Below are 15,664 nucleotides of genomic sequence, written 5' to 3'. Positions count from 1 at the left end.
AAGCACGTGGTTTTAAACCCTCTTCAGACAAGAAAATAGAATGCGAATTAGTGAATTATATCGATCCGGGACATTTGACCTTTCTGTGGAGATTTTCCCTCCCAAAAACGAAAGCGGCGATGCAGAGCTGTTTCGGACACTGGAAGAGCTGATCCGCTATCAGCCGGCTTTTGTTTCCTGTACTTATGGTGCGGGAGGGTCAACCAGCAAACGGACCATCGAGTTATGCGAAACAATCCAGAACCAGCTACATACCACGGCGACCGCACACTTTACCTGTGTCGCCTCCACGCGGGACCAGTTGATCGAATGGCTACACAGTGCTTCTGAAGCCGGCATCACCAACATTATGGCATTGCGCGGCGATCCTCCCAAAGGGCAGGAAACTTTTGTGCCCGCCGATGGTGGTTTGAAGCATGCAAACGAACTGGTAGCTTTGATTCGAGAACATTTTCCTCAGATGGGGATCGGCGTCGCCGGCTACCCGGAAGTGCATCCCGAATCTCCTGATGCGGAAACCGATTTGACGAATCTCAAACGCAAAGTCGACGCCGGTGCGGATGCCGTTTATACACAGCTCTTCTTTAGCAACACCCATTTTCACAATTTTCGCGAACGCTGTGTTCAAGCGGGAATTACCTGTCCGATCATTCCAGGCATCATGCCGATCACCGAATTCCGGCGAATCCAGCGGATTAGTTCGATGTGCAATTCTGAATTCCCGGTGGAATTAACGGAGAAGCTGGAAGCTGTTCAGGACGACCTCAAGGCACAGTTCGAAATCGGTGTGGAATTTGCGATCCGTCAATGCCAGGAACTGATCGATGATGGTGTGCCCGGCATTCACTTTTACGCATTGAATCGTTCACTCGCCTGCAAGCGCATCTTTGAGGCACTTGGTTTTCACGAAGCATAACATCAAATCGGCTATTGCAGTCACTAAAGCAGCAAAAAGAAGGAACCTCATGAATCAGCCGCTCAATTTCAAACAGGAACTGACTTGTGTATTCGGACAGCCGGTCGCAGAGAATCCGACCCAATGCATGATGGAAGCGGCTTACAATGACTGTGGCCTGGAATGGCGTTATCTGACAATAGAGGTCGCGCCGGAAAATCTGGAGCAGGCAGTCGGTGGTTTACGGGCAATGGGCTTTCGGGGCGCGAATTTAACGATCCCCCATAAAGTCGCCGTGATCCAACACCTCGATGGCATCAGTGACGCCGCCGCGATGATGGGGGCAGTCAACTGCATCGTCCGTAAAGGCGATAAGTTGGTCGGCGAGAACACGGACGGCAAAGGCTTCGTGCAGTCGTTGAAAGAACTGACAGACCCCGCGGGTAAAAAAATCGTCATGTTTGGTGCCGGCGGCGCTGCCCGCGCGATTGGTGTGGAAACCGCACTTGCAGGAGCCGCAGAGATCACCATCGTCAACCGCAGCGCCGAGCGCGGCGAAGCACTCGTTCAACTTTTGAGTGAAAAAACCAGCGTCCCCGTTTCTTTCACACAATGGGACAGAGATTACACTCTCGCCGAAGACGTCGACGTCGTGATTAACGCGACATCCATCGGCTTGTACCCCGATGTCGATGCGGTCTTCCCGCTCGATTTCAGTTCGCTCAAGTCGAACATGATCGTCTCCGACGTGATTCCCAATCCGCCACAAACCCACTTGCTCCGCGAAGCCTCGAAGCTCGGCTGCCCCACACTGGACGGCCTGGGAATGCTCGTCAACCAGGGCGTCATCGGCTTCCAACTCTGGACTGGCGTAGATCCCGATCCAAACGTCATGCGGACGGCGCTGGAAGAAGTGTTTGGAGTGTGAATTACAGTGACGAAAGAATTTCTTGAGCTTCATTTGCAGAAATGATACTCTGAAATGGCGGGCAGTCTATTCTTAGGTCCTTTCATTTTGGAACTTCTGCATGTCATGGAAAGAACACATTTTAAAGTTCTGCAAAGACGCGCAATTCTTTTCAGGCGCAAAGCGACATGAAATCCAAAAAGTGGAAGCGGACTTAGGTGTCCGTCTGCCGGAAGATCTGGTTACTCTTCTGCAAGAATCAAACGGCGTAGAAGGACAATATGGGCTGGGGCTGATCTGGCCATTGGACCGGATTGTCCGGGAAAACAAATACTTCCGAGAGAATCCCGACTTTGCAACGATGTATATGCCCTTCGACCCCCTGCTCTTCTTCGCCGATGCCGGCAATGGAGATTTGTTTGCCTATACGATTCAGGCAGGTGAAATCCGCAGGCCCGATGTATTTGTCTGGAGCCACGAAGAAGACAGTCGAACCTGCTGTGCCCCCTCACTGTCGATGTATCTGGAACGCTGGCTCTCTGGAGAATTGTTGTTGTGAAAACGGCAAGACGCTTAATAAGAAAGTAGACCTCAATCGAAATGAATCTTGTTGAAGAAAAATTTTGTCTATTCGTTTCTGTGAGTTCCAGATAATGTGGGGTGCGATTGCAGGCGATGTTATCGGTTCATACTTCGAACATTTTCCGACAAAGTCGACAGATTTTTATCTGTTTCGTGAAGAGTCGACCTTTACCGACGATACGGTGCTCACAACCGCTGTGGCAGACTGGCTGTTAAAAGAGAACGATCTCGTCAACACCCTGCATCGTTATGTCAAACTCTATCCGGATGCAGGTTACGGACACACGTTTCTGTCCTGGGCTCAGTTGCGCCGACGCGTGCCCTATCAGAGTTGGGGAAACGGCTCTGCAATGCGTGTCAGTCCAGTGGCTTATGCAACTGAAACTCTGGCAGACTGCCTGTATCTGGCGAAAAAATCGGCAGAGGTGACCCACAATCATCAGCAGGGGATCTATGGTGCTCAGGCAACGGCAGCCTGTGTCTTTCTGGCTCGCAACGGAAGTTCCCGGACTGAAATCCGTGAGTATATCGAAACCACATTCGGTTACGATTTACAGCGCTCACTGGAAGAGATCCGGCCGCATTATGTGTTTGATGTTTCCTGTCAGGGCTCGGTGCCGGAATCCATCATCGCCTTTTTGGAGTCAACCGATTTCGAATCCGCCATCCGGAATGCGATCTCACTGGGCGGCGATGCAGATACAATGGCCTGTATTGCCGGTGCGATAGCAGAACCTTTTTATGGTGGTGTGCCTCAAGAAATATACGAGCCGACGTTACCGTTGCTGGATCAGCAAATTCGAAATACAGTGCAGTCGTTTTACGAGCGTTTTGTCGAGCGACAACCTGAGGGGAAGTAGAAGAAATGAAAAATCATGGACATCAAACTAAACGATGATGAAGCGCTGGTTCTGTTCGAGTTGCTGACTCGATTTACTGAAGAGGAGCTGTTCGGGCTTGAAGATCAGGCAGAGATGCGTGTGTTATGGAATCTTCAGGCGGTATTGGAATCCGCGCTTGCGGAGCCGTTTCTGTCCAACTATAAAGAGCTGCTCGCAGAAGCCCGCGACAGACTTCGTGATAAAGGCAATTTCACGAATGCCGACGCAGAACAAGAAAAAGGACGACTTGCACTCTGGCTAGAACCTAAGCAGATTCAGTTCCTCATACATGAATGGCGAACTATTCCGAAAGAGACGCCGGAACCTGTTCGAAAACAGTGGGGCGAAGTGGCCTTCCGCGCGATGGCTGCATTGCATAAAGCCGGTATCAAACATGAAAATACTTGAAAAACGCGACTGCGATTTGATTCTACCGATTGAAGGAGATTCCTTGGTTTCCTTTTGTGAAACCGGTCTGACAGGCATGGTCTTCGAAAGCCAGATTTCTGAGCAATCTCTGATTATGTTCGAAGACGAACTCCGGATCAGCGATTCAAACAGTTCATATGTCATTTGTGGTACGAAACCAGGCACCGGTTTCTGGCGCGCTGATTTACTCAGACTTGACTATCTGATAGGTTGCCGGCTCAAGGAAGCAGTGGCCCGGTATAATGGTTGTATGATTTTAAGCTTTGAGACCGGTGAACGGTTGGAAATAGAATCAACAACGGGTTATGAAGCGTGGCATTTTCAGTACCCCAGGCCACATACCCGTACGGTCAAGCATTCCATTTCCGTTCACGGAGCTCAAGGCTTTCTGATATACTGAGTGTTTTTCTCAATCACAGCTAAGAAAACAGAAGTTAATCATTCCGGGAAGAAAACACGAGTATGAAAATCCGCGCCAAAGTCATTATCTCACTGATCAACAAGGGGCAAGTGCTGCTCGCAGAAGGCTTTGATCCGGTACGTGATTTTCGTTTCTATGTTCCTGTAGGGGGCGGTGTGGAATTTGGCGAGACGCTGGAGGCGGCTGCGAAACGCGAACTCTCCGAGGAACTGGGAGTGACCGGCCATGAGTTGGAATTTCTGAATTTTCATGAATCCATCTTTGAATTTCTGGGAAGGCCCGAACACGAAATCATGTTTCATTATCTCTGTGACATTGATGATGCGGTCAGGGAAGCGTTGCCTGAAACAGGAACCGAGTCGGATGGCGAACCCTTTCAAGTTTCCTGGTTGAGTCGAAATGAACTGAAAGCGGTCAGAAAACAGCTTGTTCCCCCGTTGATTTTTGACGATCTCAGCAGCAGATTGTTATGATTGAATTTGTGGAAAACCATTTAAGATGGTTAATTACCTTGTTAAGCGGATATCAGAGGCACACATGGAAAAATTAGACCTCTATCCCACATTGATCAATTGGCCGTTTCTGATCGGGGGCTGTCTAGCCGGCTTTTCTATTCGATACGAAATTGGCACAGTTCCCCTCTGGTTGCTATTTGCTTTGATGGTTATTGCCTACGAGATGATTCGAGTATACCGCATTCTCAATCAGCTCGAAGACGAAGTAACTCTGGATCAAATTCGGAGTTACTATTCAAAAGACATGGCCCGCAAATGGATTCCCTGGCGAGACCAGGCACGTGGAATTAATTCAGAAAGATACACAAAAAGTTCGAGTGAACGTGTCTAAGGTGATGTGAGGAGCGATCGAACATCCTCTGTGTATCATTCTTGAAACCTGGTCGCGGTCATGAAATTAGATATTGTCACGGGAAATATTTTAGATCAAAAAACGGACGTGATTGTCAACAGCTGGAATCGGAATGTGATTCCCTGGTGGCTACTGTTGCCGCAAGGCGTATCGGGCGCCATCAAGAAACAGGGAGGCATAAAGCCGTTTCAGGAAGTCGCCCAATGTGGCGCGATCCCTCTGGGAGAAGCCCGGTTGACTTCGGCCGGGCGGTTACCATATCAGGCCATCATCCATGTAGCCGGGATCAATCTGCTCTGGTTTGCAACCGAGTATTCCGTGACCAACTCGGTCATCAATGTCATGAAAATCGTCAATGAAAATCAGTTTCAGAGTGTCGCGTTTCCCCTCATTGGATCAGGGTCAGGAAACCGGGGTAAAGCATGGTCACTTGAGGTCATGTGCAATGCGTTTGAAAAAATTGAGAGCCAGGCACACGTTGTGATTGTAAAGTACGGAGTCCGCAAAGATTGAGCATCGGCCATTGAAGTCATCTGGAACCTCAAACGCAAGTCGTGCGAACCCAAACGGTTGAAATCCAGTCTGACTTAAAAATCAACGTGACAAAATGCATTCATTGCGGCGGCAAACAGTGGCTGGAACTGAAACTGGAGAGAATTTTATTAGTTGGCGAAACAAGGTTATGAACGAACCAGAGCTCTGCCTCATCGAAAATTTTTTGGATAATCCGGACGAACTGTTTCGTTCCCTGCGTGATGGTGTTGAGTGGGATGAGCGGATGAAAGCCAGAAAAACAGCCAGTTTTGGTGTGGCCTATAATTACTCCGGGATGACATATCCTAAAACAGAAATGCTGTCAGAACTGGAGCCCGTCTGTGAAAAAATTCAGCAGACAGTGGGCTTTGGTCCCAACAATTGTTTAATGAATTATTACCCCAACGGTCAGTCAACGATGGGCTATCACTCGGATTCTACAGTTGAACTCATGCCGGGGACTGGGGTGGTCATCGTCTCACTGGGTTCAGAACGGCAGATGTCTTATCGGAGCAAGATAGACAAAGCGGTCAAGTTTCAGTATTTTCTAAAAAGTGGTGCACTGCTTTATATGACAAATGAGATACAGAATCACTGGCAGCACGCGATTCCAAAAGATCCTGACGCGGGTGAACGAATCAGTTTGACATTTCGACAGATCAGCAAGAAATCGAATTGTGACATATGAACTCAAAACGCATCACCGCCGGAGTGCTGGTAGTACTTTTACTGGTTTTACTCAGCTGGACGTTCATCGGCGGCGTCGGGGATCTTCGTTTGCAGGTACTCTTGGGATTTGGCATTGTGCTGGGACTGGTGTATGCGATTCATGGTCGTCTTTCGGAATGGATTCTTGACCTCAGCGGCAACAAGATTGTCGCCGACGATGCTCCAGGAAACATTTCCCCGCGCGTCTATCTGCCAATCCTCGGTGCAGTCGTTCTGATTGCCGTTATTATTTTTCTAGTCAATGTTTGATAAAAATACTGATATCGAACCTTTGTGCTCCTCTTTGTGTCATTGTCGGGACTTGTATTCTCTCTAATTGACCTACCAGGGGTAGTTCTATGTCAAAGCAAAAATCACGCAGACAACGTCCGCAATTGGCGCGTTATCCGTCCATTGAAGGACCAGATATTGATGTCATTGATCAGCCGTGTATCGCGTTTCATAAATATGATGGATCCAATCTGCAGTTCAGATGGACACAAAAAGAAGGCTGGTGTCAGTGCGCTACCCGGAAGCGCACGATCAACGAGGGAAATCCGTTATTTGGCGGCGCCATTTCTATGTTTCAGTCGAAATATGCAGATCAGATTCTCGCTGGTATCCGCAAGTACAAAGAATACCGAAACACAAAATCGCTGGTTGCCTTTTGTGAATTCTACGGCGAACACACGTTTTCCGGCTTGCACCGGGATGGCGAAGAAAAAGATCTGAAACTGTTCGAAATTCTGATTCCCGAACAAGGGTTTGTTTTGCCTCTCCATTTTGAGCAACACTTCGGGCATCTGGATATCGCCGAGGTAATCTATAAGGGCTCGCTGACAAAAGAGTTTATGCAGAATGTTTATCACGGGAATTATCCTGTCAAAGAAGGTGCCGTTGCCAAAGGTGTCACAACTACCCGTCGTCGCAAAGGTAAAACCGACCAAGACGTATGGATGGTGAAAATCAAGACGAAGACATGGCTGGATGAACTGGCTCGGCGCGCAGGTGAATCAGCTGACCTGAAACAGGAGCTGGAAGAAAACTTGAAGCAACAGAACGCGCTTTTTGAGAGGACGGAATTGCTCTAGCCGATATAGTTCAGACGGGAGTTCTGATCAATGTATAATCAACTCGATTCACGCAGAAATAAAGCATGAGCATTTCCATCAGGCAAATCGAATTGAAAGACGTGGCAGGTTTTCACGCAGCTTTATCCAGTGTGGCAGGCGAGAAGAAATACCTGTTGACGGTGGAGCCGCCTCCCTTGGATCGAGCGCGTGAATTTGTTAAAAAAAACGTCGAACAAAATCATGCGCAATATGTTGCAGTCGCAAAAGGTTCGGTAGTGGGTTGGGCTGATATCGTGCCTGTTGCACGACAATCGATGGAGCACGTCGGCCATCTTGGCATGGGTGTGGTATCGGCGTATCGAGGTCAGGGCATTGGCAATCAACTTTTGAAGAATGCGATTGCGCACGCCTGGCAGCAGGGCTTAAAGCGTCTGGAGTTGGAAGTGTTTGCTGATAATGAACCGGCAATGCGTCTTTATCGAAAGCACGGCTATCAGGTAGAGGGAGTGAAGCGCTATGCACGGTGTTTAAACGATGTGTACCAGGATGTCGTCGTGATGGCTCAGTATCGCGTTTGAGAGAAGACCTCATTTCACGACAAAGCGACGGAATTATATGGTTGAATCAGAATAGCAATTGGCGAGAGAACAATGCTGCTTTTGTCAGGATTACTTATGACTCAACGATTCGCTGTAGGGAAGTTCTTCGACATTTCCTAGGCCGAAGACTTGCAGGAAGCGGGCGGTGGTGATGTATCGGACTTCCGCTTTTTTGTCTTCTTCGCGTTCGATGGCGATCAGTTCACGCCGCAAGAGCTGGCGCAGGATGCCGGCGGCTTTGTCTTTGCCGGCTTCCACGATGGCATCTTTTGTGATCGGCTGATGGTAGGCGACGAGTGCCAGTACTTCTAACGCGTCTTGTGAGAGTTTAATCTCTTTGGGACCAAAGCCATAAACGCGGTTGCGGATGCGTTCGAAATCGTACCGCAGAATGAGTCGATAGCCGCCTTCTTCCATGCGGATTTCATAAGGCCGTGCTTCATCGTTGTATTGACGATTCAGGTCATCCAGCAGATCGTCTACATAAGACGACGAATATTCATCATTCAAGAGCGAACAGAGCTTCTTGGTGGTGAGCGGATTTCCGCCGACAAATAGTGCTGCTTCAATGATCTGCCGGGGGGGAATGCGGGCTTCCCGCTTCGATTGCGACTGAGAACTGGCTGGCTTACTCTCCGCAGTGTCCTCCGTTTCAGCGGGGATTTCGGGAAGTTCCAAGTCCCGTTCGACGGCTTCTAACGCTTCCAGAGCACGTTCAAAATCCTCATCCAGGCTCTCATCAACCGGGCCTGTTGACGCGAAGGCAGCGAGAAAATCGTCCTCGTTGGAGGCGGTATCGTTAACTTCCGGTAGTTGTTCTTCCTGGGACATTCTTCCCTCAATCCTTTCAGGGAATCAGAGTTAAAAGCGAGCGCACTCTGATACGATAAGCTTGATGACAAGACAGTCACTATTGATTTAACGCCAGCAGATAGGCTTCCCAGGCAGCCTGTTTTTGAAAAGCGGCTTTCTGATCGGCTGCGTTATTGTGCGCGTTTGCTTTCAGTTGATCAATCTTTTTTTGGCAATGCGGGCAATCTGCCAAGTGTGCATCGACTTTTTGTGTCAAATTCTGATCCAAAGTATGAGCAACATACGCTTTCGCATGTGCCAGCACATCTTTGCAATACAGGCCTCCCGGACAGGGTTTCGTCTGAGCTTGCTGCACCCGTTGATTTTCCGAGCTGGAGAGTTGATTGATGCCCAGAAAGCCGATTAAACCGACCACCAGGCAGGCAGTAAGAATTTCCGCTCCCGTAATCAGATGGCTGATCTGTTTTCGTTTTTTCATTACAGAGACAAACTGGCCAAGCTCACCTGGCGCGCAGGCACTCCATTCCGCTTCAGAATCCGGTTGATGTTCGATGGGGTTGTTTTTGTTCATGTTAAAACCTCCTACTCATCCGGTAGGAATCACGCCTTTGTGTTTTAGGGAAGTCGTCCCTGTTCTTTTATTATCGTTTTCTGTTGGTGTTTGATCTGTGAGGTAGCTTACAGTTCCTGCGAATTCTGGTCCTTGATGACTGGTAAATGGCTCATATTGTCAGGCTTCTGCTCCCCTTAACAGGTATTCGCCGGATTGGTCGGGTCTGGATTGCAAGGCGGGGGTCAGTTTAAAATCGATCGAATTCGCCAGTAACTGGGCTTTTCTAAGAATAATGTGTCGTTTCTGGATGTCGATGCAGCGTTCGTCTTGCAGCTCACCCAATAGTACTGTGACTGTTTCCCGAGTGCTGCCAATGATACTTGCCAATTCCTGATGCGACAGTTTGATATCGATAAAAACACCCTCGGGTGTGAAGCGGCCATATTTTTCTGCTAGCTCAAGTAGCAGGTGAGTCAGCCGGTCCCGATTCGAACGGAACAGCAGTGATTTCAGTCTTTGTTCCACTCGCTGTCGACGTAGTCCCATCAGTTTTGTGACACCCAGTGAGACCGTGGCATGTTGTTGCATCAGTTCTTGTATGATGGGGCCGGGGATGCGGAGAATCGTCGATTTCAGCATGGCCTCGGCGTATTCTTCGCGTTCTCCTCCACCCAGAATCGCCAGTTCTCCAAATAGTTCACCCGGTTCAATCAGAGCTAAAAGAGCCTGCTTACCTTCACCGGTGATGTGATAGAGTTTGATCCGCCCGGAGAGCAACAGAAATACCGAATCGCTGCTTTCTGTCGGGAGGTAAACCAGATTCCCCCGACCGAATTGTCGTACGGATGAGTTGCGTTCGACCTGCGCGATTTGATCCTGGCTCAGCCGTTCAAACAAATCACAGTTCTTGAGATACCAGAAATTTTTGTCCATTCAGACGAACCTTGTCCCTGTTTCAATCAACAGGAAATGGCAGAAACAAACCATGAGAGGTAATTCAGTTGAAATATAATATATAGGTATTGAAGTACTTTTGAGAACCCCCGTTTCCCTGAAACAGGCGATTTTTCCGCTGAGTTCTCCTCAGATGAAGCAATTATGGACAAGAGAATCCTGTCAGGATGTCTGTTTTTGCAGGAGTTCGGTGATGATTTGCCGGGGGGCACCAATATCGACAACATGGACGGCGCCCGTGAATTGTTTCGATTCAGGAATCGCGAACCCTTTTTTTTCAGCTACGAATGTTGCGGTCTGTGCGGCAATGATGCAGTCGCCGAGTGAGAGTCCCGTATCACAGTCGAGGCCGGATGGGAGATCGACGGCCAGTTTGTTTCCAGCAGCTTGGTTGACGATTTGAATGGCGGTCGTAAACGGGGGGCGAATCGTGCCTTGGACACCGGTTCCCAGGAACGCGTCAACAATCCAGTCTGCATCGCTCAGAAATGTGCGTAAGGCATCTGGATCACTTAAAACGGGGTCGGATTGGATGGGAATTCCCATCCGCGATGCGACCTGATAATTGATGGCAGCGTCTCCCGTGAGGTGCTCAGGATCGGCTAACAGAAAAATTTGCACGGGGATCCCGGCGTTGTCCAGATGGCGGGCAATCACAAATCCGTCTCCGCCATTATTGCCTTTGCCAGCACAAATTTTGACGGGACCGGTTACTTTCAGGGACAAAAGCAGCTCAAACACGCCCCGACCGGCATTTTCCATTAATGCAACTCCAGGCAGTCCAAATTCTTCAATCGTGCGTTGGTCTACACTTCTGACTTCAGCACGGCTGAGCCGTTTAATTGGGGACATTTTTTCCTCGTTTGGTGAATTTGAGACATCAATGGATATCAAAAACGGCGAAAAATCGATGAAAGTAAGGTTATAAACAGTGGTTACGGGGTTTTCACCAGACTGAAATTAAATTACGATCTCACAAAACGCGGGCGGCACATCTTCCCGGTCACTTTCAAAATGGAAATTCTTAGTCTCCAACAGGATACTTCTGGAGAGTTTGCAGTGATAGATGAATATTCTGACCGATGGGCTCTGATTACGGGTGCTTCATCCGGAATTGGCTTGGAATTTGCGCACCGTCTCGCTGCACGGGGGATGCATCTGGTTCTGACCGCACGCCGTCAGGAGCAACTCGAACAGCTCTCTTCGGAACTACTGACCCGTCATGGCACGAAAACCGAAGTGATTGTGCTGGACCTCTCCGAGCACGATGCGCCCCAGAAATTATATGACGAAGTCAAACGTCGTGGCGTGCAGGTTGAGTTATTGATCAACAATGCTGGTTTCAGTGTGGTTTCGGATATCGCCTCGACCGATCGGGAACGGGTGATGCAGATGGCACGGCTCAATATGGGGGCTTTGACCGAACTGACTTATTTCTACCTGCCCGAAATGATGGAGCGGGGACACGGGGCCATCATCAATATTGCCTCAGTCGCTGCATTCCAGCCAGTAGCGTACATGTCAGCTTATGCGGCCAGTAAAAGTTATGTGCTGCATTTCAGCGAAGGACTATGGGCCGAAGCACGTGATAAAGGGGTGACAGTGACAGCACTCTGCCCCGGAACGACTCAGACCGAATTTTTCGATGTCGCCGGCGTGGAAGGCTGGCTCAAAAAACACCGTTTTCAGACCGTCGATCAGGTGGTCAAAACGGGCCTCAAATCGCTGGAGAAAAAACGCCAGTATTCTGTTTCTGGCTGGGGCAACTATTTTCTGTCGCTGTTGGTCCGGATCGCGACCCGGCGAACCGTAGTTGTCGAATCAATGAAGTATTTCCGGCCGCAACCACAAAAAGATAAGAAGAAAAAGTAAACGTGCGTATATGCAGCTGCGGCTGCCTCACAAGTATGCGTGTCAAAAATCGCTTTTTTAGCCGATTTTGCTTTGAAAATAGCTGGGCAAGTTGACGGCGTGACGCGATTCTCAGTATAACAGTCGTTCCCATTTTTGGAATTTCGGAGAAGGTATATAGATGGCTTCCAAATCAAAGATTGAAAAACAAAAACGAAACGCAAAACTCGTTGCAAAGTATGCAGCATTACGCGAAGAACTGGTTGCAAAAGGCGATTACGCAGGTCTGGCTAAACTGCCTCGTAATTCCAGCAAAACACGTCTTCGTCGTTTATGCCAGTTGACCGGTCGTCCTCGTGGTAATTACCGCAAGTTCCAGATTTCTCGTATCGCATTACGAGATATGGCATTAGACGGCCTGATTCCAGGCATGAAGAAATCAAGCTGGTAAGCTGATCGTTTTTACGAGGTTGAAGGGTGTTGCCTTCAATCCCAGCCAGCATTTTTAAATCAGCGTCGCCCCAGTTTCTGGGTGTCCCTTGTTACGGCGCATGAAACAGGAAAAACACCATGTCAGTCGGTTTATCACGTAAAGAGATCGTCAAACGACGAAAAAAACGAGCTCGTCTGAAAAAGAAGCTCAAATGTCGGTTCTGTCCGGATGGAAATATCCCACGTCCCGTCTATGTCGATTACAAGGATCTGAGAACCCTGCGTTCTCTCCTGGATCGTGAAGGACGTATTCTGCCTCGTCGTCGTACAGGCACCTCAGCTCTGTATCAACGGGCTGTCCGTCGTGCAGTACTGCGAGCACGCTTCATCGGCCTGCTGCCTTACGTTGCAGAAGACTAAGCGGCAGACACGCGAAACAAATAAAAAAAAGGCTTTGGACCAGATAGTTCAAAGCCTTTTTTGATGCGCAATACATAAACAATGTTTACCAGTTCAAACCGGTGGGAAACGAGTCGGTCTGAAAGGCGTCAAACAGACTATGTTCCCGTTTTTCATCTTGGTCGATGGTCGCTTCGGCACAGGATTCTTCGGTTTCCCAGATCACGACTTTAACGGCCTGCACGCCGAGTTCATTGAGTACGCTCGGGCAGACTTCATCCAGTAAATAGCGGGCCATATTTTCCGCGGTTGGATTATAAGGCAGTACGAAGTATTTGGTGGGCTCGACCATGCGGATTGCATTCAGGCCGTTTTCGTCTTCGACGTTGAGTAGAAACCCGTGGTCCCAGTTTTCATCGATCCAGCCTTTGAGCAGTGCTTTCAACTGCGCAAAATCAATAATCCGCCCGACGGCGTCGGTTTCCGGGCCGGTCACATAGAAGTCGGCGACATAGTTGTGTCCGTGAAAAAACTGGCATTTTCCTTCATGACGAAAGAGACGGTGTCCCGCATTGAACTTGACCCGACGCATGATTGTCATACCCATGATACTCACTCAACCTCTAAACTGACTTTGAAAATTTTAAATGGATCGTTAACTGTCCAGCAGCGATTTCATACCCTGCGTGATCACGGCGTCGACCTTCGGATCACAGAAAGCAACGCTGACTTCATATCCGCCGGCCGGGTATTCTTCGGCAACCGGTATGTACCACGGCCCGCCGTCACCATAGGCGGCGGTGGCGATAAACTGATCGGGTTGAATACTCTGTGCCCGTATTTGATATTCGATAAAACTCTCGGCCGGCAGATGCAGCGTTTTGATGTCGTTCATCTGCAGCGAGCTGAGGGTAATCGGAACTTTTTTCTGCAACCGTTGTAACCAGGCGAGCATGTAGGAAGGTCGATTCCGGTTCACGACACTGTTGGCTTTATTCGAGATCGTCTTTTTGAGTTCCTGCTCGTTAAACGTGTCTCTGACCGGTGGGAGAATGTCATGTGTCTTCCAGGTGACATGTCCGATCGGTTCCGGCTGTAACTGTTTTTCAGAAGCAATCATGCCGTCATAAATCCGCCGCGCCAGAATCGCTCGCAACGGTTTGGAGCCATCGTTGTATTTGCCGGCTGAAATGTTGCCAGCACAACCGGTGAAGTAAATGTGGGTGCAACCCGGTTCTTCCTGCTGGCGTTGTTTACGGGCAATGCCGGTAAAGTCGCTGCTGACGCGTCCGTCGCCGTAATAACTCATGGGATGTGTGGCGTAATAGTGGCAGGAAACCAGCTTCTTATCTTTGTTATAAAAGGCGATCGTTTTCAGGAAAGGATCGATAGTCCCTTCGGTCAGGCTTCGCAGCCGTTCGTCTTTACAACTGCTGCCCCGCATGCGAACGATTTTTCCGTTCTTGTCCCGATCGATGCGGCGGTTCGAGGCAACCTTATCGACTTTCCCTTGGCTGTGTGCGACGTGAGTCACTGGCTGCGCCTTGGGAATTGCCATCGCAACCGCTTTGCGGGCTTTGTCCAGGCATTCGCTGAAAAAATCGAGTTCGACAATGTGCGGCAGGTCACCTTGTTCGAGTACGATCTGTTCGGCGTTTAAGCAGGCAAACGGTGCATTGTGTTGATGCACGCATTGCACGGCGACGCGGTCAATGCTGGTGCCAGCAGCGTCCGCCAGCGCTTTCCGCCAGGCGATGTGGGCGTCGTTTAACAGGCCCGTCCAGTCAACGGCGCAGACGACAATAGGCTTGCCTGCACCCAACAGCACATAACCGATGGCTTCGAGTGAATCATCGTAGCCGACAACCGGTTTGATCCAGCCGCCGCAGAGCGAGTGCCCTTTAGGTGGCGACACATCAAAACGAAACGGGGCAATTTGCAGATTCGGGTTTTGTGTGGTCTCTTCACGATTGGCAAAGACCCACTCTTCGAGAGAAAACGCACTCCCGCTCGCAGCCAATGAGGCAGCTAAAAAATCACGTCGACTGAAATGGTTCATGATTCACCTGTGGTGGTTATCCCGTTTACAGTTTTGTGGGGTTGGGAGCGTCTCCATAGACCTCTTTCGGGTCAAATACTTTTTCGGTTTCAGTAAATTCCAGCCCCAGCCCTTTGTCCTGCACTTCCTCTCCGACAGGAACGCGACGGTAAAAGCAGGATCGATAACCGACGTGACAACTGGCGCCGCCACCCAGAACATCGACGCGAAGCCAGATTGTATCCTGGTCATCATCGATCAGCAGGGCTTTCACTTTCTGGACGAGGCCGCTGGTGGCCCCTTTGTGCCAGAGTACCTGACGGCTACGGCTCCAGTAGACGGCTTCACCCAGTTCAATCGTTTTCTTGAGCGCCTCTTCATTCATGTAGGCATGCATCAGCAATTCACCCGACGCATAGTCGGTGGTGACGACGGGAATCAGACCGTCTTTGTCAAATTTCGGAGCCAGCTCGTTTCCTTCTTCCACCTGTTCGACTGAAGTCCGTTCAGAGAATTGAATTCCATCTGACATGATATTGTCTTTCCTCACTTCGTTATGATCTTTATCTGACAGTGGAAAAAATCTCCACTGCTAACTGTCTTTCTGGGTTTTGGATTTCCCCTGGGGTGTGATGCTTGATCGATCCCCGGGGAAGAAACTGCGTGGCTGGATACATCATACGCAAAGGATGATGTCAGACACATCGTTTGAGACACTGTTCAAGTGA

General features: G+C 49.4%; 23 protein-coding genes. 16 read left to right on the top strand and 7 right to left on the bottom strand.

Features of this window, described 5'->3' with window-relative positions; all coding sequences use genetic code 11:
* Positions 1–40 precede the first annotated feature (40 nt).
* From metF to Pan241w_RS28975, 13 genes are all read left to right on the top strand, one after another.
* Positions 41–916: a methylenetetrahydrofolate reductase [NAD(P)H] gene (metF, locus tag Pan241w_RS29035; RefSeq protein WP_145223031.1), complete on the top strand. Its 876-nt coding sequence runs from the start codon at positions 41–43 to the stop codon at positions 914–916.
* Positions 917–965: 49 nt separating this feature from the next.
* Complete coding sequence (gene aroE / locus Pan241w_RS29030; protein WP_145223029.1) at positions 966–1,823, top strand: shikimate dehydrogenase; 858 nt, start codon at positions 966–968, stop codon at positions 1,821–1,823.
* Between the two features lie 100 nt (positions 1,824–1,923).
* The gene (locus Pan241w_RS29025; RefSeq protein ID WP_145223027.1) at positions 1,924–2,361 is read left to right on the top strand and encodes an SMI1/KNR4 family protein; all 438 of its coding nucleotides are present in this window, start codon (positions 1,924–1,926) and stop codon (positions 2,359–2,361) included.
* Between the two features lie 94 nt (positions 2,362–2,455).
* Positions 2,456–3,244 (top strand): ADP-ribosylglycohydrolase family protein, encoded by a 789-nt coding sequence (locus Pan241w_RS29020; protein WP_145223026.1) that lies wholly within the window; start codon positions 2,456–2,458, stop codon positions 3,242–3,244.
* Between the two features lie 15 nt (positions 3,245–3,259).
* On the top strand, positions 3,260–3,673 hold the full coding sequence (locus tag Pan241w_RS29570; protein WP_198000229.1) for a hypothetical protein: 414 nt from the start codon (positions 3,260–3,262) through the stop codon (positions 3,671–3,673).
* Complete coding sequence (locus Pan241w_RS29010; RefSeq protein WP_145223024.1) at positions 3,660–4,094, top strand: DUF6188 family protein; 435 nt, start codon at positions 3,660–3,662, stop codon at positions 4,092–4,094. The genes Pan241w_RS29570 and Pan241w_RS29010 overlap by 14 nt, the downstream gene beginning before the upstream one ends.
* 62 nt (positions 4,095–4,156) lie before the next feature.
* Complete coding sequence (locus tag Pan241w_RS29005; protein ID WP_145223022.1) at positions 4,157–4,588, top strand: NUDIX hydrolase; 432 nt, start codon at positions 4,157–4,159, stop codon at positions 4,586–4,588.
* A 64-nt stretch (positions 4,589–4,652) separates the two neighbouring features.
* A complete protein-coding gene (locus Pan241w_RS29000; RefSeq protein WP_145223020.1) occupies positions 4,653–4,961 on the top strand; it encodes a hypothetical protein in 309 nt (102 codons plus the stop codon).
* 60 nt (positions 4,962–5,021) lie between these two features.
* Entirely contained in the window at positions 5,022–5,495 is a 474-nt protein-coding gene (locus tag Pan241w_RS28995) for a macro domain-containing protein (RefSeq protein ID WP_145223018.1), read from the top strand.
* A 169-nt stretch (positions 5,496–5,664) separates the two neighbouring features.
* A complete protein-coding gene (locus Pan241w_RS28990) occupies positions 5,665–6,204 on the top strand; it encodes an alpha-ketoglutarate-dependent dioxygenase AlkB (RefSeq protein WP_145223016.1) in 540 nt (179 codons plus the stop codon).
* A complete protein-coding gene (locus Pan241w_RS28985) occupies positions 6,201–6,494 on the top strand; it encodes a hypothetical protein (RefSeq protein WP_198000228.1) in 294 nt (97 codons plus the stop codon). The genes Pan241w_RS28990 and Pan241w_RS28985 overlap by 4 nt, the downstream gene beginning before the upstream one ends.
* 89 nt (positions 6,495–6,583) lie before the next feature.
* Positions 6,584–7,315, top strand: coding sequence for an RNA ligase family protein (locus tag Pan241w_RS28980; RefSeq protein ID WP_145223014.1), 732 nt, complete (start codon positions 6,584–6,586; stop codon positions 7,313–7,315).
* A 65-nt stretch (positions 7,316–7,380) separates the two neighbouring features.
* A complete protein-coding gene (locus tag Pan241w_RS28975) occupies positions 7,381–7,875 on the top strand; it encodes a GNAT family N-acetyltransferase (RefSeq protein ID WP_145223012.1) in 495 nt (164 codons plus the stop codon).
* A gap of 90 nt (positions 7,876–7,965) precedes the next feature.
* Here Pan241w_RS28975 and scpB read toward each other — a convergent pair whose 3' ends face one another.
* From scpB to Pan241w_RS28955, 4 genes are all read right to left on the bottom strand, one after another.
* Positions 7,966–8,727 carry an SMC-Scp complex subunit ScpB gene (gene scpB / locus Pan241w_RS28970; protein WP_145223010.1) on the bottom strand — a complete coding sequence of 254 codons (762 nt, stop codon included), beginning with the start codon at positions 8,725–8,727 and terminating at the stop codon, positions 7,966–7,968.
* A gap of 79 nt (positions 8,728–8,806) precedes the next feature.
* Positions 8,807–9,280, bottom strand: a complete 474-nt coding sequence (locus tag Pan241w_RS28965; RefSeq protein ID WP_145223008.1) for a zf-HC2 domain-containing protein — start codon at positions 9,278–9,280, stop codon at positions 8,807–8,809.
* 159 nt (positions 9,281–9,439) lie between these two features.
* Positions 9,440–10,195, bottom strand: coding sequence for a Crp/Fnr family transcriptional regulator (locus Pan241w_RS28960; protein ID WP_145223006.1), 756 nt, complete (start codon positions 10,193–10,195; stop codon positions 9,440–9,442).
* 183 nt (positions 10,196–10,378) lie between these two features.
* Positions 10,379–11,068: an NAD(P)H-hydrate epimerase gene (locus Pan241w_RS28955; protein ID WP_145223004.1), complete on the bottom strand. Its 690-nt coding sequence runs from the start codon at positions 11,066–11,068 to the stop codon at positions 10,379–10,381.
* 207 nt (positions 11,069–11,275) lie between these two features.
* On the opposite strand from Pan241w_RS28955, the gene Pan241w_RS28950 reads away from it, so the two are divergent.
* The 3 genes from Pan241w_RS28950 to rpsR all read left to right on the top strand — a co-directional run bounded on the left by Pan241w_RS28950 (position 11,276) and on the right by rpsR (position 12,919).
* Positions 11,276–12,088 (top strand): SDR family NAD(P)-dependent oxidoreductase, encoded by an 813-nt coding sequence (locus Pan241w_RS28950; RefSeq protein ID WP_232107306.1) that lies wholly within the window; start codon positions 11,276–11,278, stop codon positions 12,086–12,088.
* Positions 12,089–12,248: 160 nt separating this feature from the next.
* On the top strand, positions 12,249–12,518 hold the full coding sequence (rpsN, locus tag Pan241w_RS28945; RefSeq protein ID WP_145223001.1) for a 30S ribosomal protein S14: 270 nt from the start codon (positions 12,249–12,251) through the stop codon (positions 12,516–12,518).
* Between the two features lie 119 nt (positions 12,519–12,637).
* Complete coding sequence (gene rpsR / locus Pan241w_RS28940) at positions 12,638–12,919, top strand: 30S ribosomal protein S18 (protein ID WP_145045814.1); 282 nt, start codon at positions 12,638–12,640, stop codon at positions 12,917–12,919.
* 85 nt (positions 12,920–13,004) lie between these two features.
* Here the strand turns inward: rpsR and Pan241w_RS28935 are convergent, their stop codons facing one another.
* The 3 genes from Pan241w_RS28935 to hisI are packed head-to-tail and all read right to left on the bottom strand — an operon-like array spanning position 13,005 to position 15,468.
* Positions 13,005–13,505 (bottom strand): 6-pyruvoyl trahydropterin synthase family protein, encoded by a 501-nt coding sequence (locus tag Pan241w_RS28935; RefSeq protein WP_145222999.1) that lies wholly within the window; start codon positions 13,503–13,505, stop codon positions 13,005–13,007.
* 48 nt (positions 13,506–13,553) lie between these two features.
* A complete protein-coding gene (locus tag Pan241w_RS28930; protein ID WP_145222997.1) occupies positions 13,554–14,957 on the bottom strand; it encodes a hypothetical protein in 1,404 nt (467 codons plus the stop codon).
* A 25-nt stretch (positions 14,958–14,982) separates the two neighbouring features.
* Positions 14,983–15,468 (bottom strand): phosphoribosyl-AMP cyclohydrolase, encoded by a 486-nt coding sequence (gene hisI / locus Pan241w_RS28925; RefSeq protein ID WP_145222995.1) that lies wholly within the window; start codon positions 15,466–15,468, stop codon positions 14,983–14,985.
* Between the last annotated feature and the right edge of the window lie 196 nt (positions 15,469–15,664).

This window comes from Gimesia alba (genome assembly GCF_007744675.1).
GTDB classification, from domain to species: domain Bacteria; phylum Planctomycetota; class Planctomycetia; order Planctomycetales; family Planctomycetaceae; genus Gimesia; species Gimesia alba.
This window is presented reverse-complemented; position numbering and strand designations above follow the sequence as displayed.

Bases quoted from the DNA above. Each gene is read 5' to 3' on its own strand.
- metF (WP_145223031.1), top strand. From the start codon at position 41: ATGCGAATTAGTGAATTATATCGATCCGGGACATTTGACCTTTCTGTG.
- aroE (WP_145223029.1), top strand. From the start codon at position 966: ATGAATCAGCCGCTCAATTTCAAACAGGAACTGACTTGTGTATTCGGA.
- Pan241w_RS29025 (WP_145223027.1), top strand. From the start codon at position 1,924: ATGTCATGGAAAGAACACATTTTAAAGTTCTGCAAAGACGCGCAATTC.
- Pan241w_RS29020 (WP_145223026.1), top strand. From the start codon at position 2,456: ATGTGGGGTGCGATTGCAGGCGATGTTATCGGTTCATACTTCGAACAT.
- Pan241w_RS29570 (WP_198000229.1), top strand. From the start codon at position 3,260: ATGGACATCAAACTAAACGATGATGAAGCGCTGGTTCTGTTCGAGTTG.
- Pan241w_RS29010 (WP_145223024.1), top strand. From the start codon at position 3,660: ATGAAAATACTTGAAAAACGCGACTGCGATTTGATTCTACCGATTGAA.
- Pan241w_RS29005 (WP_145223022.1), top strand. From the start codon at position 4,157: ATGAAAATCCGCGCCAAAGTCATTATCTCACTGATCAACAAGGGGCAA.
- Pan241w_RS29000 (WP_145223020.1), top strand. From the start codon at position 4,653: ATGGAAAAATTAGACCTCTATCCCACATTGATCAATTGGCCGTTTCTG.
- Pan241w_RS28995 (WP_145223018.1), top strand. From the start codon at position 5,022: ATGAAATTAGATATTGTCACGGGAAATATTTTAGATCAAAAAACGGAC.
- Pan241w_RS28990 (WP_145223016.1), top strand. From the start codon at position 5,665: ATGAACGAACCAGAGCTCTGCCTCATCGAAAATTTTTTGGATAATCCG.
- Pan241w_RS28985 (WP_198000228.1), top strand. From the start codon at position 6,201: ATGAACTCAAAACGCATCACCGCCGGAGTGCTGGTAGTACTTTTACTG.
- Pan241w_RS28980 (WP_145223014.1), top strand. From the start codon at position 6,584: ATGTCAAAGCAAAAATCACGCAGACAACGTCCGCAATTGGCGCGTTAT.
- Pan241w_RS28975 (WP_145223012.1), top strand. From the start codon at position 7,381: ATGAGCATTTCCATCAGGCAAATCGAATTGAAAGACGTGGCAGGTTTT.
- scpB (WP_145223010.1), bottom strand. From the start codon at position 8,727: ATGTCCCAGGAAGAACAACTACCGGAAGTTAACGATACCGCCTCCAAC.
- Pan241w_RS28965 (WP_145223008.1), bottom strand. From the start codon at position 9,280: ATGAACAAAAACAACCCCATCGAACATCAACCGGATTCTGAAGCGGAA.
- Pan241w_RS28960 (WP_145223006.1), bottom strand. From the start codon at position 10,195: ATGGACAAAAATTTCTGGTATCTCAAGAACTGTGATTTGTTTGAACGG.
- Pan241w_RS28955 (WP_145223004.1), bottom strand. From the start codon at position 11,068: ATGTCCCCAATTAAACGGCTCAGCCGTGCTGAAGTCAGAAGTGTAGAC.
- rpsN (WP_145223001.1), top strand. From the start codon at position 12,249: ATGGCTTCCAAATCAAAGATTGAAAAACAAAAACGAAACGCAAAACTC.
- rpsR (WP_145045814.1), top strand. From the start codon at position 12,638: ATGTCAGTCGGTTTATCACGTAAAGAGATCGTCAAACGACGAAAAAAA.
- Pan241w_RS28935 (WP_145222999.1), bottom strand. From the start codon at position 13,505: ATGGGTATGACAATCATGCGTCGGGTCAAGTTCAATGCGGGACACCGT.
- Pan241w_RS28930 (WP_145222997.1), bottom strand. From the start codon at position 14,957: ATGAACCATTTCAGTCGACGTGATTTTTTAGCTGCCTCATTGGCTGCG.
- hisI (WP_145222995.1), bottom strand. From the start codon at position 15,468: ATGTCAGATGGAATTCAATTCTCTGAACGGACTTCAGTCGAACAGGTG.